This is a genomic window from Streptomyces sp. F001 (assembly GCF_004187715.1).
Taxonomy (GTDB): domain Bacteria; phylum Actinomycetota; class Actinomycetes; order Streptomycetales; family Streptomycetaceae; genus Streptomyces; species Streptomyces flavusporus.
Genome location: NZ_QZWF01000001.1, coordinates 308928 through 329759, shown reverse-complemented (window position 1 = coordinate 329759; position 20832 = coordinate 308928). Strand labels below are relative to the sequence as shown.

Here is a 20832-nt window from a genome sequence, read left to right as displayed (position 1 = left end):
CAGCCCCGCCGGGCCCACGCAATGGAGACGGCCCCCTAAGCGGCCTCGGCGAAGTCCGGTCCGGTTCGGCAGCACCCCAAAGGGGCGCGGGGCTGTATCGACATGCGGGGCGCGATCAGCCACCACGCACCCGCAGGTGGCGTACCGGACTTCCAGCGGCGCGCTCAGTCGCGGACCGGCACGCGCTCCGCGTCCGTCTCCTTCACCAGGGACTGGGACTGGGCGACCACCACCGACTGCCGGGCAGGTGGGGTGCGCAGCCCCGACAGCGCGATCAGCAGGCCGGCGACGGCGATGGCCGTGACCACGACCAGTCCGGGTCGGTAGCTGTCGAGGACGGCCTGCGGTGAGGCGTTCTCCGGGGCGCCCGCGGTGACCACCGCCGTCACGACTGCGAGGAAGATCGCCCCGCCGACCTGCACGGACGTGTTGAGCAGGCCGGAGACCATGCCCTGTTCGTGGTCGTCGACGCCGTTGGTGGCCTGGATGTTGAGCGACGGGAAGACCAGCGCGCAGGCCGCGCCGATCAGCAGCATGCTGGGCAGGATGGCGGCGGCGTAGACCGGGTCGAGGTCGACGCCGAGGAACAGCGCGTATCCCACGACCATCAGAGCGAAGCCCACCGCGAGGAGCCGCTGGGTGCCGAACCGGTCGACGATCGAGCCCACCGTCGTCGAGGAGATCGCCACCAGCGCGCCGGCCGGCAGGAAGGCGAGGGCCGTGTGCAGGGCGGACCAGCCGAGCAGTGACTGCATGTACAGCGTGACGATGAACTGGAAGCTCACATACGACCCGAAGAAGGTCATGGCGCCGAGCTGGGCACGGATCTGGGTACCGGAACGCAGCACGCCGAGCCGGATCAGCGGTCCCGGGGAGCGCCGCTCCACCACGACGAACACCGTGAGGAGGACGGCGACGGCGAGGAAGGACAGCAGTGTGCGGGCGGAGGCCCAGCCGACCTCAGGGGCCTGTACGACGGTGAAGACCAGCAGCAGCATCGAGGCGGTGCCGAGAACGGCGCCCGGGATGTCGTAGCCGTTGTGGTCGCGCTCGCGGGAGCTGCGCGGCAGCAGCTTCAGGCCCGCGATCAGGGCGATCAGGGCGATGGGCGCGGGCAGCAGCATGGTCAGGCGCCAGCTGGCCTCGGTGAGCAGGCCGGACAGCACCAGGCCCATCGAGAATCCGGTGGCCGCGCAGGTGGTGTAGATGGACAGAGCCCGGTTGCGCAGCGGGCCCTGCGGGAACGTCGTCGTGATGATCGACAGGCCGGCGGGTGCCGTGAAGGCCGCGCTCAGGCCCTTGATGAAGCGGCTGGCGATCAGCAGCGGGCCGGAGTCGACGAGTCCGCCGAGCAGCGAGGCGAGCGCGAAGACGCCCAGGGCCACCAGGAACACCTGGCGCCGGCCGAGCAGGTCGGCGGTGCGGCCGCCGAGCAGGAGCAGACCGCCGTAGCCCAGGATGTAGCCGCTGACGATCCATTGCAGTGCCGAGGTGGACAGGCCGAGGTCGGAGCCGATGGACGGCAGGGCGACGCCGACCATCGACACGTCCAGGGCGTCGAGGAACATCGCGGCGCAGAGCACCAGCAGGGTGCCCCACAGCCGGGGGGTCCAGCGTCCCTCGGACGCGGAAGTGGTGAGCGGAGAGGTCATGCCTCAGCACACTACATGCACATGCATTGATTGCAAGTGCATTTAATGCCTGCGTAGCGAATTTACTTCTCTGCTACCGTGCGGACATGGCGACGAAAAGCGCCGAGCCGGCGCTTGTGGAGCAGTGGCGGGGCATCCTCGCACTGCATGCACGCACGCAGTGCGAGATCGACCGTGCCCTGCACCGACACGGCCTGTGCGCCAGTGATTTCGAGGTGCTCGACGTCCTGGCCGGCGGCGCCGCGGCGGACGGCGTCTGCGCGTACCGCGTCCAGGAGATCTCCGAGCGCGTCCATCTCACCCAGAGTGCGCTGTCGCGGCTGATCGCGCGGCTGGAGAAGGACGGGCTCGTCGAACGCGCGATGTGCCCGGAGGACCGTCGCGGCGTCCGAGTGGCGCTCACCGGCAAGGGCCGCGCCCTGCACGGTGAGGTGCTGCCGGTGCAGCGGGCGGTGCTGAGCCGGATGCTGGCGGGCGGCTCGGCCGGCTGACGCTCCGGAGCGGGGATCAGCTCCAGACGACGGCCGACTTCTCCCGCCACAGGTCGGCCAGCGAGGCGTCACCGGTGGCGCCGGGGAACGGCAACCGGTTCCACAGTGCCAGGTAGAGCCGTGCGGCCGGTCCGGCCAGTTCACAGTCGGCGGCACCCGCGTCGCTCCGCTCCGTCACGGGTGGTTCGGGTGACAGCCGTACGGTCCACACCGCGTCGTCCGCGTCCGTCACCCGCACCCGCAGCACCCGGGGCATGTCGGTGCGGAGCCTGCTCTTGCTGCGGGCGTGGAACCCGCGCAGCAACTCGTCGATGCCGTCCACCGCGAAGTCGACGGCGATCTCCTCGCCCGTACCGCCGCGTGCCGCCTCCGCGTCGACCCGGTGCACGGTCGTCTCGTGTGCCTGCCGCCTGGCCCAGAACGCAAGCGGCGACGGGGCGGGCAGGAAGTGCCAGCAAGCGACGTCGGGTCGGGCGGCGGTGAGGGTGTCGACGAGTCGGCGGTGCCCCTCGCGGAACCAGGTCACGAGGTCGGCGCCGTCGAGGTCGGGGAGCCCCTCGCCGGGGTGGTACGAGGTGCGCGCCTCGGCGACGAACGCCGTCGCCCAGCGGTGCACCATGCCCGTGTGCCGCAGCAGGTCCTTCACCTGCCAGTCCGGGCAGGTCGGCACCTTGGCCTCGGTGCCGGCCGCCGTGGCAGCCAGGGCCAGGGCGCGGCCCTCCCGGTCGAGTGTGCGGACGAAGTCGGCGGTCTGCATGGCGCCGAGTCTGCCGCATGGAGCGGGGTCGAAGGGAAGAGGTACGACGGCCTGGCCCGTGATCAAGAAGCCGTGCAGGTCCGGCCCAACCGTTCGAGCAGCTGGGCCGCTGCGGAGCTACAGGCTGGACACGATCCGACGCCCGGTCATGCTCAGGGGCTCGATGCTCACCCACACATCCCGCCGGCCGCCGACCCAGGGGGCGCTGTACGCCTGCCTCTCCAGTCGGCTCACCGCGTCGGGATCCGTCACGGCCCGGGCGTGGCCGCGTACCAGCACACTCCAGCCCTGGCTGAGTGCGTCGTCGACGTGATCGACCTCGAAGGCGACCTGGGTGTCGACAGCCCGCCAGGGCGTCGTGCCGGGGGCGGTCCTGAAGACGATCGCACCGTCGACGACGCTGTAGTTGACGGGGACGACGACCGGCCCCGAGATGTCGGGCACCGCGACCCTCCCCACGCCGTGCGTCGACAGCAGCGTCCGGCACTCCTGGACGCTCAGCTCCACGAACACGGGGGCGCGTGCGGCCTGCCCGAGGCCGGTCGGCAGGTCGGCGCGGCCACCGGTGAGCTCGTTCAGAGAGGTCCCCAAGCTGCCCGCCAGCTTGCGAAGGACGCCCGTACCCGGCAGTCCGGTGGGGCACTCCTCCAGATACTGCAGGTAGCTCGGCGGTACGCCCGCCCGCGCGGCCGTTTCGTGCAGCGTCAGGCCGGCTTCGGCGCGTCGCCGGGCGAGGCGGCGTCCGAGGTCGCCCGGCCGGAGTCCCTCAGCGGGGCTCACCAGGTTCGGCGATGTCTGCTTGGCCATGTCCTCACGTCCTCTCGTCGCGCCGCCTGCGTACTCCCTCGGGGTTCGTCGGAGGGGCCGGGCACCGGACGGGCGTGGATGCGGTACCGGGGGTGGCTCCGCAGGTTCAGCGTTGCCTGGGCAAGCGACATTCGCTTGGGTCGAAAGTCCTTATTTGTCCGAGCGGGTGGGTCGAAAGGTCCGATCGCCGGGATGGGGTCCCGTCGGGCTCCATGAAGTGCCGTCGGCAGGGCCGGCCGGCCCTGCCGTACACCGGCCCGTCCGGCTTGTCTCGGACCATGTCCGAAACCTGTAGCAGATAACACCATTACCTGTGACGTTGCTGATCGCGAGCTGCGGGAACGGCCGCGACGCCGTGCGCGAAGCGGCCCTGTTGCCCGGGGAAGGGAATTCGGGTGTCCACCGTCGTCCGCCTGCCCGCCGGGAAGGCGCTGACCGTCCGCGCGGCGGCCGACGCGTTCCTCGACTCGCTCGGCAACCCGAACACGGTCCGCAACCATGGGATCGGAGTGGGCAGGACGGCCGAGCGGCTCGGTGAGGACCGGCCGCCGGCGTCTGTCGCGGACGACGAGATCGGCGAGGCCCCCGAACTGCTGTGGGGCGAGGCCGCGGTCACTACTTGGAACGCGCGCCGGGCCTCCGTGCTGTCCTGGCTCGGCTGGTGCGGCGAGCGCGGGCACCATGGTCCCTCCCGGCCTGGACGAAGCGGCTCACCCCACCGGACTCGGAGACCCCGGCCCGCTCGAGGACGGCCATCGACCGGCTGATCGCCCGCCGTGAGGTCCACCTGCGGGGGAAGACGCTCTGCCGGATGCTGTACGAGACGTGCGCGCGGGCGGAGGGTGTCCGATGGCTGCCGTGTACTTGTCGGTGTCAGCCGGCCATGCCGCCGGCGAAGGGCATCGTCTGCCACTGGTCGACGGCCGGCTCGAGGTACTCCATCAGCTCGGGAAGCTGCGGGACCAGCATGAGGGTGGCGATGACCCGCAGCATGCCCAGGGCGTTGACGAAGCCCAGGACCTCCTCGTCGAGCGGCCTCGTGCTGTTGCGCCGCGCGCCGCGGTTGTAGGCGGCTTCGTGCTCGGACCCGAGAGCGGCCAGGTCCCACTCGACGGGCCCCAGCGTGACCAGTTCGAAGTCGGCGTAGAGGTCGCCGTCCACCCCGGAGAAGATGTTCGCGGGCGGGGAGTCGCCGTGGATGGGCTGGAGGCCGATGCCCGGGAACCGGGTCTCGAAGGCCCTGCGTGAGCGCACAAGGGGTTCGAGGATCTGCCACTCGCGGCGGGCGCGGTCCAGCTCGGCCGCACCGATCAGGCTGGGGTGCTGGTCGAGCCGGGCGAGGCTTTCCGCGATGAACCGCGGTTCGGCCGCGGACAGAAACTCCAGGCGGCCCGGGTAGGCGCGCAGGGCCGCGTGCAGGTCGGCGACGCTCTCGGCGTTCGCCACGTAGTCGGGTTCCTTGTCCCGGTCCTCCTCGACGAACGGCCAGAACGTCATGGAGAACCCGTCGCGCTGCACGGGTTCCCGCGGCACGAGCGGGCTGGGTGCGATCACGGGGATTCCCTGGTTGTCGAGCCACCGTGTCACGTCCAGCTCGCCCTGCTGGCGGCGCGCGAGGGCGATCAGATCGTCCGGGCGAGGCAGGACGGTGGGAATCCGGGCCACGACCGGCGAGGGCGCCAGGTGGACGACGACGGAGAAGACGTCGTGGAGCACCGTGGGGTCGGTGACGGTCAGGCCGAGCTCGCGCCCTGCCGCGACGGCCGCCTCGACGGCGGCGGAGGTGCGGTCGGCGAGCTGTTGTGGTGTCAGGAAGGTGGTCATGGCTCCATCGTTTCGGTGGATTTTTCCGGATGTTGGGCAGGCCGGGGCGGGGGCGCGGGCCGTTCGCGGCGGAGGCGGACCCGAGAGGGTCAGCACCTGCGGCCGGCGCGCAACTCCAGCCGCTCCCCTTCGAAGCGTGCGCGGAAGCCGCGGTCGTGCGAGACCGCGACCACCGCCCCCGGGTACGCCGCGAGCGCCGCCTGAAGGTCCTCGACCAGGTCGAGCGCGATGTGGTTGGTCGGCTCGTCGAGGACGAGGAGGTCCGCGGGCCGGGTCACCAGGCGGGCGATCTGCAGCCGCCGCTGCTGTCCCGCGGACAGGGCGGCGACCGGGACGTGCAGGTCCTCCTCGCGGAACAGGCCCAGGGCCAGCAGCTGTTCGGCGTACTCCTCCGGCAGTCCGGGCCGCCCGGCCGCGAACGCGGCGAGCAGCGGGAGCCGCGTGGAGCGCACGGGCAGCTCCTGCGCGAGGTAGCCGATCCGGGCAGCGCGGCGTACCGCGCCCGCGTCCGGCTCCAGGTCGCCCGCCAGGACGCGCAGGAGCGTCGTCTTGCCCGCGCCGTTCTCGCCCGTGACCAGCAGCCGCTGTCCGGGGGTGATCGCCAGGAGCCCGTCCAGACGCAGCCGCTCGCCGACCCGTACGCCGTCGAACTCGGCGAGGGGGCCCTGGGCCGGGCCGTCTGCCGCCGACAGTGCCGCCGTGAACCGCAGGGGTTCCAGTGGTGCCGCCACGGGGTTGCGTCGCAGCTGGGCCAGGCGCTCCCGGACGGAGCGCACCTGCCCGCCGAGCTTCGCCTCGCTGGACCGGCGGTGCTTGCCGAAGCCCTGCTTCGGGTCGCGGCCGGTGGTGGCAAGCCGCCTCCCTGCGGCCTCGAGCAGCTCCTCCATGCGGGCCACCTCCTCGGCCCAGTCCGCGTACCGCTGCTCCGCGCCGCGCCGGGCGGCGGCCTTCGCGGCGCGGTAGCCGGCCCAGCCGTCGCCGTACCGGCGCACGGTGCGCGCGTCCCGGTCGACCTCGAGGATCGTGGTGGCGATGCGCTCCAGGAAGCCGCGGTCGTGGGTGACCGCGACGACGGTGCCGCGGTGCGCCCGCAGGTGTTCCTCCAGCCAGCGCACGGCCGCCGCGTCGAGGTGGTTCGTCGGCTCGTCCAGGAGCAGCAGCTCGGGGGCGGCGGCCAGCACGCAGGCGAGCGCCAGCCGCGACTGCTCCCCGCCGGAGAGCGAGCCGAGCGGGCGGTCGCGGGTGACCCGGGCGAGCCCGAGGCCGTGCATCGCGGCATTCACACGGGCGTCCGCCTCGTATCCGCCGCATTCCTCGTACGCGATCAGCAGCTCGCCGTACGCGGCGAGCTCGTCCTGCGACGCCTCGCCGAGACGCTCCTCCGCCGTGCGCAGCCGGCGCTCCATGTCGCGCAGTTCGGTCAGGGCGAGGTCGACGGCGTCCTGCACGGTGCGGTCCGGGTCGAGGTCGAGGGTCTGGGCGAGGTGTCCGGTGCCGCCGGGGAAGCTGACGCTGATCTCCCCGGTGTCCGGCCCCTCGGCCGCGGCGAGCAGCCGCAGCAGGGTGGACTTGCCGGAGCCGTTCTCACCGATGACGGCGGCCTTCTCTCCTGGGCGGACGGTGAAGGAGACCTGGTCGAGGACGGTCCGGGTGCCGTAGCACTTGGTGACGTTCTTGACGGACAGCTGCGCCACGGCCGCGGGGGCGGTGGTGGGCAGGGCGGTATGGGCGCGGTCGCGCATATGACTTTCCCTGGGCATGCGAAGGGTCTACGGGCAGCAGAAACGGCGGTGTCGGCCGTGCCCGGACTCAGACGAAGAAAAGGAAAGCCATGCCCTCACCATAACAAGACGGACCGTCTCGCCTCCATTCGTGCGTGGTGCGAAGCCCGTGATCCGCATCACCGCCCGAGTCCGCCGTCCCGCAGAAGGTGTACCGCGGGCCAGGCGCCGGGTCGGGGACACCTGATGTACGCCTCCCTGTGGGAGCGGTACGAAGGCGTTGACCTCGGCGGCAGCCTGGGCCGCGCCCCGGAACGGGGATGCCGGAGCACATCGTGAAGGGTCCCGCGGCCCTCGTCATGGGGCACCGCGGGCGTGGAACGGTCACCGAGTTGCTGCTCGGCTCGGTCAGTCTCGCGGTGGCAGCGCAGGCGTACTGCCCGGTGACCGTCGTCCCGCAGTGGCGCTGAAACCAGAGGCCGACCACGCCTCCGGCCCACGCCGGCTGGACTGCAGCGATGCCTGAGGGCGCGGGCGGATCGGTAGGGCCGTCCGGACCCGGACCATGCCCGGCCTGTGGGGCCGAACGGTCCGATGTCCAGGGACGTTCGGCCCCAATCGACCACTGGGGCCGCAATCACGGCCAATGAGGCGGATCCGACCTGATAGACGGGACATGGCTGCGATTGCGAGCGGCCCTTCCTCGAACACCCGTACTCTGTAGGAGACCCATGCTTACGCCCGAGTCGGCCGCTGTCATCCGTGCCACCCTGCCCGCCGTCGGCGGGGCCCTGGACGACATCACGGCACGTTTCTACGAGCAGATGTTCAGTGAGCACCCCGAGCTGCTGGACGGTTTGTTCAACCGTGGCAACCAGGCCAGCGGCGAACAGCGCAGGGCATTGGCCGGGTCCATAGCGGCGTTCGCCACGGCGCTGCTCGCCGATCCCGAGACCCGGCCGGACGCGCTGCTGTCCCGGATCGCGCACAAGCATGCCGCGCTGGGCGTGACCGAGGAACAGTACACGGTCGTCCACAAGTACCTGTTCCGTGCCATCGGCGACGTGCTCGGCGACGCGGTCACCCCTGAGGTCGCCGCTGCCTGGGACGAGGTGTACTGGCTGATGGCCGGCGCCCTGATCGCCCTGGAGGCCCGGCTCTATCAGGAGGCGCAGGTCGACCCGCGTCATCCCTGGCGGCAGTGGACCGTGGTGGAGCGCCGTGAGGAGACCCCCGACGCCGTGTCCTTCCTGCTGCGCCCGGCCGACGGCGGCCCGGTGCCGCCCGCCCGTGCCGGGCAGTACGTCAGCGTCCGGGCGCGGATGACCGACGGCGTGCACCAGGTCCGCCAGTACAGCCTGTCGAACGCGCCCGGCGACCAGATGCGGCGCATCACCGTCAAGCGGGTCGCGAGCGTGGCCGCCGCGCCGGAGGGTGAGGTCTCCAACCACCTGCACCGCACCGTCCGCACCGGTGCCGAGCTGACCCTGTCCGCACCGTTCGGCGACGTGGTGCTCGACAACGCCGACACCTCGCTGCTGCTGGTCTCGGCGGGCATCGGCTGCACCCCGATGGTCGGCATGCTGGAGCACCTCGCGGCGACCGGCTCGGAGCGCCCGGTTCGCGTGCTGCACGCCGACCGCTCCCCGGCCGACCACGCCCTGCGTGCGGACACCCGCCGGATCATCGATGAACTGCCGGATGCCCAGGCCCAGTTCTGGTACGAGCAGGACGCCGCCGACGAACCGGGTGCCCGTACCGGACTGATGGACCTGGGCGACCAGAACCTGCCCACGGACGCCGACGTCTACCTGTGCGGCGCGCTGCCCTTCATGCGTGCCGTGCGCGCCCAGTTGCTGCAGGCAGGCGTCCCCGCGCGCAGGATCCGGTACGAGGTCTTCGGCCCCGACCTGTGGCTGGCCCAGGCGGAGGGCTGAGCGAACCGGCCGGTAGGCTCTGGCGCACCGACCTTGAGTGGATGGCGAGCCGCGCAGTGATACGAGACCTTTACAACGTCCGGGTGCTGCCCGCGGAGGGCGCCACCACACCGCTGACCGACGAGGAAGAGCAGCGCTTCCGGGCTGTGTTGTTCAGCGAACTCGGCAACAAGGTCGCCGACCAGGGCTGGGCGCGTTTCCCGGCGTATACGCCGGAAGACCGCCGTCGGCTGGTCGACGTCGCGCACCGCCTCACCACCTACTGGGGACAGCAGGTGTTCGTCGAGGCCGAGGACCAGTGCAGTCTCAGGCTCTGCCTCGCCGGATACGAAGCGCAGGCGAAGACGTTGTCGCCGCGTTCCTGAGTCCGCCCTTCCACCGGGTTCCCGGCGCGTCCACACCGATCCGCAGCCGCTGTTTCGACTGAGCCGCGTGGGCAACTTGGACACAGGTGCGTCTGGTGGGACGGCCTGGTCACTGCTGTCCGGTGCCGTGCTATCGCCCGAGGAAGGGACGGACGGCATGCTCGAGTCGGCGAGGAACGACAGGGACACGTCAGGACCGGGCTCGTCGCCGCCCGGCAGAGCCTGGTTGATGCTGGCCCTGGCGACGGTGGGCTTCGCCGTGAACTTCTGGGCGTGGGCGCTGCTCAGCCCGCTCGGACCCCGCTTCAAGGACAGCCTCGACCTGACCTCCTTCGAGCAGTCGCTGCTGGTCGCGGTGCCGGTGGTGGTCGGGTCGCTAGGCCGGATCCCGGTCGGCGCCCTGACCGACCGGTACGGCGGCCGGGTGATGTTCCCGATCGTGTCGGCGGCCGGGTGATGTTCCCGATCGTGTCGGCGGCCACCATCGTGCCGGTGCTCTACCTCGGTCTGGCCGGACACTCCTCCCTCACCGCCCTCCTGATCGGCGGCTTCTTCCTCGGCATCGGCGGCACCGCGTTCGCCGTCGGTGTGCCGCTCGTCAGCGCCTGGTTCCCGCCCGAGCGGCGCGGACTTGCCATCGGCGTCTTCGGCGCCGGCATGGGCGGCACCGCGATCAGCGCGCTGACCACGGTGAAGCTGGTGGACGCGAACACCATGGCGACCCCGTTCCTGATCACCGCCGGTGTACTCGCGGTCTACGCGGTGGTGGCCGCGCTGCTGCTGCGCGACGCACCCGGACGCACCGTGCCCACCGAGCCGCTGGCCCGCCGCCTCGCCGCCACCGCCCGCCTCGGCATCACCTGGCAGGCATCCGCCCTGTACGCGGTGGCCTTCGGCGGCTACGTGGCCTCTCCGTCTACCTGCCCACCTACCTGAGGACCGGCTACGGCCTCACCCAGGCCGACGCCGCGAACCGGATGGCCGGGTTCGTGCTGCTCGCGGTGGCGATGCGCCCGGTGGGCGGCTGGCTGTCGGACCGGCTGGGCCCGGTCCGGGTGCTGGCCGGCTCGCTGGCCGTGGTCGTCGCCGGAGCGGTGGTGCAGTCGTTCACCCCGGCCCTGGCCCCGGTGGGCACGATCGCCTTCCTTTCCATGGCCGCCGCGCTCGGCGCAGGCAGCGGGGCGACCTTCGCCCTGGTGGCCCTGCTGACCCCGGCCAACCAGGTCGGCTCCGTCACCGGCGTCGTCGGCGCCGCGGGCGGCCTGGGCGGCTTCCTCCCGCCGCTGGTGATGGGTTCCCTCTACGGCGGCACGTACGCGATCGGCTTGGCCCTGCTCGCGCTGGTCGCGGCAGCGGCCCTCGCCTTCACCGGCACCGGCGTGCGCCACGCCGTCTCCCGGCGCGTGCCCGCGCAGCAGCACTGAGCGGGTGCCGGCACCATGGCGCACACCCTGCCGCACCGCTTCCGCCGCCCTGTGGCCATCGTGCGGTTTTGAGTGGACTCGGCGAAGTCCGGTGCGGTTCGGCAGCGCCCGACAGGGGCGCGGGGCTCCATCTGGATGCGGCTCCTTCCTCACTCTCGGCTTCGCTCGAGCGGGTGGACTCCCACCGTGGGCGCGACCAGCCGCGACGCACCCGCGGGTGGCGTACCGGACTTCCAGCGGAGCGCTCAGCGGTGTCCCGGCCCCTTCAGCGGGTGGGTGTGGTCCGATCGGCCCTGTCGGGTACCCGGGGATCCGTCGGAGGGTGGTCTGGTGCGGAACGACATGCACCTGCCGCCGAACCCCGATCCGGAAGGGGACCCAGATGTCCGTCGACACCTCGCAGGCGCCCGCCCACCTCACCGATGACGAGCTCAGGACGCTGAACGCCCACTGGCGTGCCGCGAACTACCTGTCCGTCGGCCAGATCTACCTCATGGCCAACCCGCTGCTGACCGAGCCGCTGCGGCCCGAGCACGTCAAGCCGCGGCTGCTGGGCCACTGGGGCACGTCCCCCGGCCTCAACCTCGTGTACACCCACCTCAACCGTGTCATCCGGGCCCGCGGCCTGAATGCCCTGTGCATCTGGGGGCCCGGCCACGGCGGCCCCGCAGTGGTCGCAGGTTCCTGGTTGGAAGGCTCGTACACCCGGACCTACCCCGATGTCACCCGGGACGCGGCCGGCATGGCGCGGCTGTTCAAGCAGTTCTCGTTCCCGGGCGGGGTACCCAGCCACGTCGCGCCGGAGACGCCCGGCTCGATCCACGAGGGCGGTGAGCTGGGCTATTCGCTCTCCCATGCTTACGGGGCCGCACTGGACGCCCCCGACCTGATCGTCGCCTGCGTCATCGGCGACGGCGAGGCGGAGACGGGCCCCCTGGCCGCCTCCTGGCACTCCAACAAGTTCCTCGACCCGGTCCACGACGGTGCCGTCCTGCCGATTCTCCACCTCAACGGCTACAAGATCGCCAACCCGACCGTGCTGGCCCGGCTCCCCGAAGCCGAACTCGACGCCCTGCTCGAAGGGTATGGCCACGACCCGATCCACGTGACGGGCGACGACCCGGCCGCCGTACACCAGGCGATGGCGCACGCCATGGACACCGCCCTGGACCGCATCGCCGCGATCCAGCACGCCGCCCGCGAGCAGGGCGCGGCTGAGCGCCCCCGGTGGCCGGTCATCGTGCTGCGCACCCCCAAGGGCTGGACAGGACCGGCCGAAGTCGACGGCCTGCCGGTGGAAGGCACGTGGCGCTCCCACCAGGTCCCGCTGTCTGCCGTACGGGACAATCACCAGCACCTACGGCAGCTGGAGGACTGGCTGCGCTCCTACCGCCCGGAGGAGTTGTTCGACGAGCAGGGCTGCCCCCGGCCGGAGGTTCTGGCCTGCATCCCCGAGGGCGCCCGTCGGCTCGGCGCCACCCCGCACGCCAACGGGGGCCTGCTGCTGCGCGAACTCCCGCTTCCGCCATTGGAGTCGTACGCGGTCGACGTCGACAAGCCCGGCGCCACGCTGCACGAGCCGACCCGCGTGCTGGGCGACTTCCTGGAACACGTCATGAGGGCGACCGCCGAACGACGCGACTTCCGCCTGGTCGGCCCTGACGAGACCGCCTCCAACCGCCTCCAGGCGGTCTACGCCGCCAGCGGCAAGGCCTGGCAGGCCGGCACCCTGGACGTCGACGAGCACCTCGACCGGCACGGCCGGGTGATGGAGATCCTCTCCGAGCACACCTGTCAGGGCTGGCTGGAGGGCTACCTCCTCACCGGACGGCACGGCCTGTTCTCCTGCTACGAGGCCTTCGTCCACATCGTCGACTCGATGGTCAACCAGCACATCAAGTGGCTGCGCGTCACCCGCGGCCTGCCCTGGCGCGCCCCCATCGCCTCCCTCAACTACCTGCTCACCTCGCACGTGTGGCGCCAGGACCACAACGGCTTCTCCCACCAGGACCCCGGTTTCGTCGACCACATCATGAACAAGAGCCCGGAAGCGGTACGGGTCTACCTGCCACCGGACGCCAACACGCTGCTCTCGGTGGCCGATCACGCGCTGCGCAGCCGCGACTACGTCAACGTGATCGTCGCCGGGAAGCAGCCCTGCTTCGACTGGCTCTCCATGGAGCAGGCCCGCGTCCACTGCGCGCGCGGCGCCGGGATCTGGGAGTGGGCCGGGACGGAGAACGGCGGCGAAGCGGACGTGGTACTGGCCTGCGCCGGCGACGTTCCCACCCAGGAGGTGCTGGCCGCCGCGCAGTTGCTGCGCCGCCACCTGCCGGAGCTGTCGGTGCGCGTGGTCAACGTGGTCGACATCGCGCGGCTGATGCCGAGCGGGGAACACCCGCACGGCATGACCGAATTCGAATACAACGGCCTGTTCACCCCCGACAAGCCGGTGATCTTCGCCTACCACGGCTATCCCTGGCTGATCCACCGGCTCGCCTACCGCCGCACCGGACACCGGCATCTGCACGTGCGCGGGTACAAGGAGATCGGCACCACGACCACGCCGTTCGACATGGTCGTCCGCAACGATCTCGACCGCTACCGCCTGGTCATGGACGTCATCGACCGCGTTCCCGGCCTCGCGGTGCGCGCCGCGGCCGTACGGCAGCGGATGGAGGACGTGCGGCTGCGCCACCACGACTGGATCCGCGAGCACGGCACCGACCTGCCGGAAGTCGCCGACTGGACCTGGGACGGCTGACCGGCGCGGTGAGGCGGGTTCGAAGGGACAGGGCCGATCGGCCCTGTCCCTTCGGCCCTGAGGCGAGCAGGATCTGGAGGAGAGGCCGGGTTCGCCCACGACCGGGCACCGGCAAGGAACGCGACACACGGACACGAGGAGTAACTGATGGCGGACAGTGAGCAGTCCGGCCCCGGCAGCCCGATCCGGGTCTTCCTGCTGGACGACCACGAAGTGGTACGGCGGGGAGTGCGCGACCTGCTCGACGACGAGCCGGACATCTCGGTGGTCGGCGAGGCCGGCACGGTCGAGCAGGCACTGGTGCGTGTCCCGGCGTTGCGCCCGGACGTGGCGGTGCTCGACATCCGGCTGCCGGACGGCGACGGTGTGACCGTGTGCCGGGAGCTGCGCTCGCGCATGCCCGAGCTGGCCTGCCTGATGCTGACCTCGTTCGACGACGAGGAGGCCCTGCTGGACTCGATCATGGCGGGCGCGTCCGGGTACGTCCTCAAACAGATCCAGGGCTCCGACCTGGTGTCGGCCGTACGCACCGTGGCACGTGGCCAGTCGCTGCTCGACCCGAGCGCCACGACCAGGCTGATGGCCAGGCTCCGCGGAGGGCAGCAGCAGGAACCGGAGCCGGAGGGGCTGCCGGGCCTGACCGACCGGGAGCGGGAGATTCTGGCGCTGATCGGCGAGGGCCTGACCAACCGCCAGATCGGGCAGCGACTGTACCTGGCCGAGAAGACCGTGAAGAACCACATCTCCCGCCTGCTGGCGAAGCTCGGTGTCGAGCGGCGCATCCAGGCCGCGATGATCGCCAGCCAGGCCCGGGACCGGCTGAGGCAGCAAGGGCACTGAGCCGGCATCCGCATCCAGGGGCGTGCCGGCCGCTGACTCGGGCCCGGCTGGGTCAGACGACGCTGCCGCTGCCGTACGGGGCGTACAGGTCGAGCAGGCGGGTACGGGTCGAGTGCAGCCGGTGGGCGAGGATGTCGCCCACCCACTGGGTGATGGACAGGCCGAACCCGGGGTCGTCCTGGCACATCGTGCGCACGGCCGTGGCGTCGAACTCGTACGCCCGGACCGGCGAGGTCGCCTCCGCGCCCAGATGCCAGACGTGCGGGGCGAACAACCATGACCAGCCGATGAGTTCGTTGTGACCGAGGGTCTCGATGACAGCGGCCCGGCGACCGGGGACATGCAGGTCGAGGGCGACCGCGCCGGTGCGGATGATCCAGAACCGCTCTGCCCGGCCACCCTCCTCGAACAGACGGGTGCCCTGGGGGAACATCACTTCCCGTGGGATCCGCATCAGCCGCTGCCGGTGCTCGGCGGGCAGGGCGCGCAGGATGCTGAGGGCGGTGGGAGCGGTCATGACCTGCCTCCGGTGAGGGTCTGGGGACCTGCCGCTTCCAGCGTGCAGGCACGGTACGGCCCGTGCCCATGGGCCACACGGCCCTGGTCAGGGACCACTCGGGCCAGGCGGCTGCATACGGCAGACCGCCTGCTGCCGGGCGGCCGTTCGGCGCAACAAAAACCATGAGGTGTCGGGTGTCGATGCCAGAGTTTGAGGCAAGGCGAGGAACGGCGTTCCCTGGTGAGACCGAACCGAGCATCCAGATGGGCGACGAGGCCTGAGGAAGGGGCGGAGCGGTGGCCGCACAGACCGGGCCGACATCGGGCAGGCAAGGCAGGAAGCGGCAGGCGGCGCTGGACGGGGAGGTGGCCGAGGCGCTGGTGCGCTCACGCCGGTTCTTCACCCGCGCGGAGGTCTCGGAGGATCTGCGCTCGCTGCACAGGACCGGTGGCCGTCAAGCGGACGAGTTCTACCGGGACCGCTGGTCGCACGACAAGGTGGTGCGCTCCACGCACGGCGTGAACTGCACCGGTTCATGCTCGTGGAAGGTGTACGTCAAGGACGGCATCATCACCTGGGAGGCCCAGCAGACGGACTACCCGTCGGTGGGCCCGGACCGCCCGGAGTACGAGCCGCGCGGCTGCCCACGCGGGGCGGCGTTCTCCTGGTACACGTACTCGCCCACCCGGGTGCGCTACCCGTACGTACGCGGCGTGCTGCTGCAGATGTACCGGGAGGCCAAGCAGCGGCTGGGCGATCCGGTGGCGGCCTGGGCGGACATCGTGTCCGACCCGGAGCGCGCCCGCCGCTACAAGGCGGTCCGGGGCAGGGGTGGCCTGGTGCGGGCGAGCTGGGACGAGGCGGTGGAACTGGTCGCCGCCGCGCACGTCCACACGATCAAGGAGTACGGTCCGGACCGGCTGGCCGGGTTCTCCCCGATCCCGGCGATGTCGATGGTCTCCCACGCGGCAGGGGCCCGCTTCTACTCCCTGCTCGGCGGGGCGATGCTGTCCTTCTACGACTGGTACGCCGACCTGCCGGTGGCCTCGCCGCAGGTGTTCGGCGACCAGACCGACGTACCGGAGTCGGGGGACTGGTGGGACGCCGGGTATCTGATCATGTGGGGCTCCAATCTGCCGGTGACCCGCACCCCGGACGCCCACTGGATGGCCGAGGCGCGCTATCGGGGCCAGAAGGTGGTGGCGGTCTCCCCGGACTACGCGGACAACGTGAAGTTCGCCGACGAGTGGCTCGCGGCCCAGCCCGGCACCGACGGGGCGCTGGCGATGGCCATGGGGCACGTCGTTCTGAAGGAGTTCTTCGTCGACCGCACGACCCCGTACTTCCAGGACTACGTCGAGCGGTACACCGACCTGCCGTTCCTGGTCACGCTGGACGAGCGCAAACCCGGGACGTACGTGCCGGGCAAGTTCCTGACCGCCACCGACTTCGGCGGGGCGGATGCGGAGGCCGAGCACGCGGAGTTCCGCACCGTCCTGCTCGATGCGGCGAGCGGGCGGCCGACGGTCCCGAACGGCACGCTCGGCGACCGCTACGGCGAGAGCGGCGCCGGGAAGTGGAACCTGGACCTCGGCGGCATCGACCCGTTGCTGTCCGCGGCGGGCGGGGACGAGGCCCCGGTCGTGGTGGAGTTGCCGCGCTTCGACGCCCCCGACGGCAGCGCGGGGCGCCTGCCGCGCGGGGTGCCGGTGCGGCGGATCGCCGGGCGGCTGGTGACCACGGTGTACGACCTGCTGCTGGCCCAGTACGGGGTGGCCCGCGACGGTCTGCCCGGCCGGTGGCCCACGGGCTACGACGACGCCACCGAGCCCTGCACCCCCGCGTGGCAGGCCGCGATCACCGGGGTGGACGCCGACCGGGCCGCCCGGATCGCGCGGGAATTCGCGGCCACCGCCGAGGAGTCCCGCGGCCGTTCGATGATCATCATGGGGGCGGGGACGAACCACTGGTTCCACTCCGACACCATCTACCGGGCGTTCCTGACGCTCACCACGCTGACCGGCTGCCAGGGCGTCAACGGCGGCGGCTGGGCGCACTACGTCGGCCAGGAGAAGGTCCGCCCGATCACCGGCTACCAGGCGATCGCGACGGCGGCCGACTGGAACCGGCCGGCCCGCCTGATGATCCAGACGGCGTACTGGTATTTGCACAGCGACCAGTTCCGCTACGACCCGTTCTCCGCCGACACTCTGGCGGCGGCCGGGGCCGGCGGCCCGTTCGCCGGAAAGGCCACCGCGGATGTGATCGCCGCGTCGGCGCGGATGGGCTGGATGCCCTCGTACCCGACGTTCGACCGCAACCCGCTCGACCTGGCCGACGAAGCGGCGCGGGCGGGGCGCGACGTGGGCGAGCACGTGGTGGGGGAGCTGAAGGCGGGCAGGCTGCGGTTCGCGGTCGAGGACCCGGACGCGCCCGAGAACTTCCCGCGGGTACTGACCGTGTGGCGGGCCAATCTGCTGGGCTCGTCGGCGAAGGGGAACGAGTACTTCCTCAAGCACCTGCTGGGCGCCGACTCCTCTCTGCGCGCCGCCGAGGCACCGCCCGACGCGCGCCCCCGTGACGTGGTGTGGCGGAAGGAGGCCCCGGTCGGCAAGCTCGACCTGCTGCTGACGCTGGACTTCCGGATGACCAGCACCACGGTCTTCTCCGACGTCGTCCTGCCGGCCGCCACCTGGTACGAGAAGCACGACCTGTCCAGCACGGACATGCACCCGTTCGTGCACGCCTTCAACCCGGCGATCGCCCCGCCCTGGCAGACCCGCACCGACTTCGACGCCTTCCACACCCTCGCGCGCGAGTTCAGCCGCCAGGCCGTCGGCCATCTCGCCCTACGCAAGGACGTCGTGGCCGCGCCGCTGCTGCACGACACGGTGGACGAACTGGCCACTCCGCACGGCAAAGTGCGGGACTGGAAGGCGGGTGAGTGCGAGCCCGTACCCGGCCGCACCATGCCGAAGCTGATCACCGTCGAACGTGACTACGGCGCCGTGGCCGAGAAGATGGCCGCGCTCGGCCCGCTGCTGGACACCCTCGGCGCCACCACCAAGGGCGTGACCTTCAAGCTCGACCGGGAGCTGGAGTACCTGCGGCACAAGAACGGCACCGTGCGCGGGGGAGTGGCTGACGGCCGCCCCTCCATCGCCCGGGACGTGCACGCCTGCGAAGCGATCCTCGCCCTGTCCGGGACCACCAACGGCCACCTCGCCACCCAGGGCTTCCACACGCTGGAGGCCCGCACGGGCACCCGGCTGGCCGACCTGGCGGCCGAACACGAGGGCAAGCAGATCACCTTCGCCGACACCCAGGCCGCCCCCGTCCCGGTCATCACCTCGCCGGAGTGGTCGGGTTCGGAGACCGGCGGGCGCCGCTACTCGCCGTTCACGGTCAACGTCGAGCGCCTCAAGCCCTGGCACACCCTCACCGGCCGGCAGCACTTCTACCTCGACCACGACTGGATCACCGCGCTGGGCGAGCAACTCCCTGTATATCGCCCACCGTTGAATATGGACGCCCTGTTCGACGAGCCCCGCCTGGGGGACGTCGGCGAGCTGGGCGTGACGGTCCGCTATCTGACCCCGCACAACAAGTGGTCCATCCACTCCGAGTACCAGGACAACCTGTTCATGCTCTCCCTCTCACGGGGCGGGCCGACGATCTGGATGAGCACGCAGGACGCGGCCAAGGTCGGGGTCAAGGACAACGACTGGGTCGAGGCCGTCAACCGCAACGGCGTCGTCGCCGCCCGCGCGATCGTCTCGCACCGCATGCCCGAGGGCACCGTCTACATGCACCACGCCCAGGACCGGCTCATCGACGTGCCCCGCACCGAGACGAGCGGCCGGCGCGGCGGCATCCACAACTCCCTGACCCGGCTGCTGATCAAGCCCAGCCATCTGATCGGCGGCTACGCCCAGCTGTCGTACGCCTTCAACTACCTCGGCCCGACCGGCAACCAGCGCGACGAGGTCACCGTCATCCGCCGCCGCGCGAACCAGGAGGTGGAGTACTGATGCGTGTCATGGCCCAGATGGCGATGGTGATGAACCTCGACAAGTGCATCGGCTGCCACACCTGCTCGGTCACCTGCAAGCAGGCGTGGACCAACCGCACGGGCGTCGAGTACGTGTGGTTCAACAATGTCGAGACCCGCCCCGGCCAGGGCTACCCCCGCCGCTACGAGGACCAGGACACCTGGGAGGGCGGCTGGAAACTGAACAGGCGAGGCCGGCTGACACTGAAGGCGGGCGGGCGCTTCAAGAAGCTGATCGGCATCTTCGCCAACCCCAGACTCCCCTCCTTCGACGACTACTACGAACCCTGGACCTACGACTACGAGACCCTCACCAACGCCCCGTTGCAGGAGCACACCCCGGTCGCCCGCCCCAAGTCCCTGATCTCCGGCAAGGACATGAAGATCTCCTGGTCGGCGAACTGGGACGACAGCCTCGGCGGCTCCGCCGCGACCGGAGAGCAGGACGTGCTGCTGCGGGAGGTCTCGGAGAAGATCAAGCTGGAGTTCGAGCAGACCTTCCTGTTCTTCCTGCCGCGGATCTGCGAGCACTGCCTCAATCCCTCGTGCGCGGCGTCCTGCCCGTCCGGCGCGATCTACAAGCGGGAAGAGGACGGCATCGTCCTGGTCGACCAGGACCGCTGCCGGGGCTGGCGGATGTGCGTCACCGGCTGCCCGTACAAGAAGGTGTACTTCAACCACCGCACCGGCAAGGCCGAGAAGTGCACCTTCTGCTTCCCGCGCGTGGAGGTCGGCCTGCCCACCGTCTGCTCCGAGACCTGCGTCGGCCGCCTGCGCTACATCGGTCTCGTCCTCTACGACGCCGACCGCGTCCTCGATGCCGCCTCCACCCCCGACGACACCGGCCTGTACGAGGCCCAGCGAGAGGTCTTCCTCGACCCGCACGACCCGCAGGTGATCGCAGAGGCGGAGAAGGCCGGCATCCCCCGGGACTGGATCGACGCCGCCCAGCGCTCCCCGATCCATGCCCTGATCAACACCTACAAGGTGGCGCTGCCGCTGCACCCGGAGTACCGCACCCTGCCCATGGTCTGGTACATCCCGCCGCTGTCCCCGGTCCTCGACGCCGTACGCGACACCGGTCACGACGCCGAGAGCCACCACAACCTGTTCGCCGCCGTCGACGCCCTGCGCATCCCCGTCGACTACCTCGCCCAGCTGTTCACGGCCGGTGACCCGGCGCCGGTCGACGCCGTGTTGCGCCGTCTGGCAGCGATGCGCTCCTACATGCGCGACATCAACCTCGGCCGCGAACCGAACGACACCATCCCCAAGTCCGTCGGCATGAGCGGCGAACAGATCTACGACATGTACCGGTTGCTGGCCCTGGCTAAGTACGACGAGCGGTACGTCATCCCGCCCGCCCACGCCGAACAGGCCCACAAGCTGGAGGAGCTGGCCACCGAGTGCAGCCTGGACTACGAGGGCGGCCCCGGGATGGGAGGGGCCGGGCGAAGCCCGTCCGGCAAGGGCGGTGGGCGACGGGTGGGAGGCTCCGGCCCCTTCGGTGAGGCATCGGGAGGTGCCGCGCCGATCGCGGTGGAGAACTACCGGGCGCTGCACGACCGGCAGACCTCCGACACCCCGTCGCCCCACCGACAAGGCCAGCCGCGTCAACCTCCTCAACTGGGACGGCAAGGGCTCCCCACCCGGCCTCTTCCCACCCAAGCCGTCCGACGCCGGCCATGACTCGCACACGG

Annotated in this window: 14 protein-coding genes and 2 pseudogenes; 10 read left to right on the top strand and 6 right to left on the bottom strand. The window is 71.1% G+C overall.

The features are described from left to right. Window positions 1-164: 164 nt before the first annotated feature. Window positions 165-1652 carry an MFS transporter gene (locus tag StrepF001_RS01570; protein WP_129796448.1) on the bottom strand — a complete coding sequence of 496 codons (1488 nt, stop codon included), beginning with the start codon at window positions 1650-1652 and terminating at the stop codon, window positions 165-167. A gap of 86 nt (window positions 1653-1738) precedes the next feature. Between StrepF001_RS01570 and StrepF001_RS01565 the strand changes: the two genes are divergently transcribed. Beyond that, window positions 1739-2143, top strand: coding sequence for a MarR family transcriptional regulator (locus StrepF001_RS01565; RefSeq protein ID WP_129796447.1), 405 nt, complete (start codon window positions 1739-1741; stop codon window positions 2141-2143). Window positions 2144-2159: 16 nt separating this feature from the next. Here the strand turns inward: StrepF001_RS01565 and StrepF001_RS01560 are convergent, their stop codons facing one another. Together StrepF001_RS01560 and StrepF001_RS01555 are read right to left on the bottom strand one after the other, a co-directional pair. Continuing rightward, entirely contained in the window at window positions 2160-2900 is a 741-nt protein-coding gene (locus tag StrepF001_RS01560; protein WP_129796446.1) for a maleylpyruvate isomerase family mycothiol-dependent enzyme, read from the bottom strand. A gap of 117 nt (window positions 2901-3017) precedes the next feature. Continuing rightward, entirely contained in the window at window positions 3018-3707 is a 690-nt protein-coding gene (locus tag StrepF001_RS01555) for a pyridoxamine 5'-phosphate oxidase family protein (protein ID WP_129796445.1), read from the bottom strand. Between the two features lie 395 nt (window positions 3708-4102). Here StrepF001_RS01555 and StrepF001_RS01550 point away from each other — a divergent pair. Beyond that, a pseudogene (locus tag StrepF001_RS01550) lies at window positions 4103-4548 on the top strand (site-specific integrase); the annotation flags it as partial. 32 nt (window positions 4549-4580) lie between these two features. Here the strand turns inward: StrepF001_RS01550 and StrepF001_RS01545 are convergent. After that, window positions 4581-5531 carry a phosphotransferase gene (locus tag StrepF001_RS01545; protein ID WP_129796444.1) on the bottom strand — a complete coding sequence of 317 codons (951 nt, stop codon included), beginning with the start codon at window positions 5529-5531 and terminating at the stop codon, window positions 4581-4583. A gap of 89 nt (window positions 5532-5620) precedes the next feature. Continuing rightward, complete coding sequence (gene abc-f / locus StrepF001_RS01540; protein ID WP_129797474.1) at window positions 5621-7273, bottom strand: ribosomal protection-like ABC-F family protein; 1653 nt, start codon at window positions 7271-7273, stop codon at window positions 5621-5623. Between the two features lie 299 nt (window positions 7274-7572). On the opposite strand from abc-f, the gene StrepF001_RS01535 reads away from it, so the two are divergent. The 6 genes and pseudogenes from StrepF001_RS01535 (at window position 7573) to StrepF001_RS01510 (ending at window position 14582) form a co-directional block, all read left to right on the top strand. Next, window positions 7573-7722 (top strand): universal stress protein, encoded by a 150-nt coding sequence (locus StrepF001_RS01535; protein WP_129796442.1) that lies wholly within the window; start codon window positions 7573-7575, stop codon window positions 7720-7722. 261 nt (window positions 7723-7983) lie between these two features. Further along, window positions 7984-9189 (top strand): globin domain-containing protein, encoded by a 1206-nt coding sequence (locus StrepF001_RS01530; protein ID WP_129796441.1) that lies wholly within the window; start codon window positions 7984-7986, stop codon window positions 9187-9189. A 41-nt stretch (window positions 9190-9230) separates the two neighbouring features. Further along, a complete protein-coding gene (locus StrepF001_RS01525) occupies window positions 9231-9554 on the top strand; it encodes a hypothetical protein (protein ID WP_224739586.1) in 324 nt (107 codons plus the stop codon). A gap of 157 nt (window positions 9555-9711) precedes the next feature. Then, window positions 9712-10978: pseudogene (locus StrepF001_RS01520) on the top strand (MFS transporter). A gap of 382 nt (window positions 10979-11360) precedes the next feature. Next, window positions 11361-13742 carry a phosphoketolase family protein gene (locus tag StrepF001_RS01515; RefSeq protein WP_129796440.1) on the top strand — a complete coding sequence of 794 codons (2382 nt, stop codon included), beginning with the start codon at window positions 11361-11363 and terminating at the stop codon, window positions 13740-13742. A 147-nt stretch (window positions 13743-13889) separates the two neighbouring features. After that, window positions 13890-14582, top strand: coding sequence for a response regulator transcription factor (locus StrepF001_RS01510; RefSeq protein ID WP_129796439.1), 693 nt, complete (start codon window positions 13890-13892; stop codon window positions 14580-14582). A gap of 52 nt (window positions 14583-14634) precedes the next feature. Here the strand turns inward: StrepF001_RS01510 and StrepF001_RS01505 are convergent, their stop codons facing one another. Beyond that, window positions 14635-15099 (bottom strand): cyclic nucleotide-binding domain-containing protein, encoded by a 465-nt coding sequence (locus StrepF001_RS01505; protein WP_129796438.1) that lies wholly within the window; start codon window positions 15097-15099, stop codon window positions 14635-14637. A 335-nt stretch (window positions 15100-15434) separates the two neighbouring features. Here StrepF001_RS01505 and StrepF001_RS01500 point away from each other — a divergent pair, with 335 nt between their 5' ends. Next, entirely contained in the window at window positions 15435-19112 is a 3678-nt protein-coding gene (locus StrepF001_RS01500; protein ID WP_129797472.1) for a nitrate reductase subunit alpha, read from the top strand. Then, window positions 19112-20821 carry a nitrate reductase subunit beta gene (gene narH / locus StrepF001_RS01495; protein ID WP_206306756.1) on the top strand — a complete coding sequence of 570 codons (1710 nt, stop codon included), beginning with the start codon at window positions 19112-19114 and terminating at the stop codon, window positions 20819-20821. The genes StrepF001_RS01500 and narH overlap by 1 nt, the downstream gene beginning before the upstream one ends. Window positions 20822-20832 lie beyond the last annotated feature (11 nt).